The sequence below is a fragment of the Pseudomonas sp. PS01270 genome (assembly GCF_029959775.1).
GTDB lineage: Bacteria > Pseudomonadota > Gammaproteobacteria > Pseudomonadales > Pseudomonadaceae > Aquipseudomonas > Aquipseudomonas atacamensis.
The window spans coordinates 1-2,441 of record NZ_JASCPT010000247.1 but is presented as its reverse complement, the minus strand read 5'-3'; the positions used below and the strand labels follow the sequence as shown (position 1 = coordinate 2,441).

Sequence of the window (2,441 nt, the reverse complement as noted above, 5' to 3'; positions counted from 1 at the left end):
CCGTCGTGAGTTGGTACAACCCGGATGTGCAATGGGTGCCGCAGCTGCCCGTGGACGGTGAGCAATGGCGCGGAGACGCGGCGCGGGCACTGCCTCTGGGGGGGAACTGGTACCGATTCCGGCAGACTCTGACTGACGCAGCGGATGACGCAACGATGTCCGATTGGGTGGACAGTGCGCGTTTTGAAGTCGAAGCCGCGCGCCTGATCAGCCATGCCGGGCGGCGTTTCATATGTACAAGTTGGTGAACTCTGAGTGATGTGTGGCAACAACGCAAGCTGATGCAGTCGCGTTTAATGGCTGAAGGACGCAAGCATATTAAGGCGTGGAATAGTTACCGTTGGTCGGGACTGTCAGGTTTTACAGGTGTAGCGATGCGACGCATCGGTATTCAATGAATGTGACCTGTTTTATCTATCAGCCAGCTTGCCCTTTCTGAGATCCGGCCATGGAACAAGATGATGGTATTAAAGATCCTTCCGACAGCTTGCCCCCGAAACAAGAGGTAGTCTGCGCTGAGGAGATCGGAACGGATGTGGCATTTGTAACCCATGAGCTGCACGCGGAAGAAGACGGTAGGTGGGCGCAGCTTCGAGTGAGCTATGCCTACTCCTACGATGGTTCGACATTTACTTGCATCGTGTCAGCGTACAGAGCAAAAGAGAATCGACGTTATGAAGGGAATGTAAAATTCTATCTTTCGTTGGTTAGCGGTGAAGGTAATGTAAGAGAACTGACGGGCAGTGCTCGCCAGACCGGTGAGTGGATCGATCTTGATGAACCCTATCGAGAAATGATTATCGCCAATCAGAGAAACGTAACAGTGGGGTTCGATTATATTTATGATGTAGATAACGCAAGTGATCCGGTTCTGAAAACCTACAAGATCGCCAATTATCGGATGCCCATTCCAACCATCAGTGCAATCCGAAACTTCACATCTTCAACTTTCGCTGTCAAGGGTACGGGGGCAATATACCGTTATACTGTTGTCCTGGACGATGGGCGCGGTACGATTGGGGCAGAAGAGGCTTTCTACGATCCTTGGTCAGTGCCAGTCACCGTGGCGGAAAACAAAAATTCTCTAACGTTTCAAGCATATCAAATGTACGCTGGTAAGGTTTCCGAGCGGACTGCTTATAAAACAGTCTACCGGGCTCGAATAACTTACCCGACAGCTAATGCGTTTGTTCTGGCAAAGGATCTGCTTTGTTTCAGAGGTATGGCTGCGCCGGGTACTGTTATCAGAGTGGTTGGGCACTCAAATCACTATGATAATTGGAGCGACGTTATTACTGTCGGAGATGCCGGTACGAGTTGGGAGGCTAAGACAACAAAGGTCCCAGTAAGTGGTACGTTCTCGGTTACCGCTCAACTCAAATCACCGAATATCAGTCATTTTTATACTGAGGCCGCGACTTTCAGAGTCATGGGTGTGCCGTCAATATCCAAACCACCTGAGTTGGCAATCCATGATCCAGACTTCCTCCTGAAAGGAACCAACGGCCTGGCTGGCGCGCGATTGAGAGCATTTTTCGATCTGACGAATGATTCCGTTCCTGGCTGGGAAGTCGTTAGCGATGTAGACGGGCCGTGGGAGGGGATGATCAAAGTGCCGCCAGGGGCGATCAGCCTTGTTGTCGAGCAGGATCTGGATGGCGTGTCATCCGGACGCAGTGCACCACAAGCCTTCAGGATTCGCCCGCCCACCCTGCAACAGCCCACCGTCACCTTCGCTGGAACTACAGTAACTTTCTCCGGCAAGGGTTATTACGATTCCAAACGCAAATCTGAAATCCAGTTCACCGTCAACGGGGGGGCGGTGCACGTTCCCACGCCCGCAAATGCCGAAGTGATGCCGAGTGGCACATGGAGCACCGCAGCGCAGGAATGGACTGTCGGTACCTACAACGTTACCGTCATTCAAAAAATCGCTGACAACGCCAGCGGCTGGATCGAGTCGCTCCCGCTGACCTTCGAAGTCAAAAACATCCTCCCCGATGTCAGTGAAGTGCAATTCACCAACGACTACCAACCGACCTTCAGCGGCAAAGGCTTCAACGGCGCCACGGTGTATCTGCACAGGCCCAATAGCGGAGATCACGAAGCGCCTCCAGTTGCGGTCAACGGCGGGCAATGGTCAAGCAAGGCTTATACGGTCTGGGGACCGTCGTTCGAGCGTGAGGTACACATAAAGCAATTTCTCGACGGTCACCAGTCGCCAAACTGGTTTGTGCTGAAAGTCACCATCGCGCCGCAAGCCCCAGGCCTGAACGACCCTGAAGATGAAGGGCTTTCGCCAAGGTTCAGCGGTACGTGCTGGCCGGGTGCAACCGTGAACATTGAGTACAGCGACGAACCCGGCATTGTGCACCAGGGTGTCGTCATTGGTGACATGTGGCAGTTCAGGCGCGACAAGGATTTTGCCCCGGATATTTCCC

The 2,441-nt window shown here is 53.1% G+C and carries 1 protein-coding gene and 1 pseudogene; both read left to right on the top strand.

The annotated features are described in order from the left end of the window. A partial coding sequence (locus tag QMX86_RS27900; protein ID WP_282387876.1) for a hypothetical protein occupies positions 1-248 on the top strand: 248 nt, incomplete at its 5' end. A gap of 200 nt (positions 249-448) precedes the next feature. Continuing rightward, positions 449-2,441 (top strand): annotated as a pseudogene (locus QMX86_RS27895) (hypothetical protein); the annotation flags it as partial.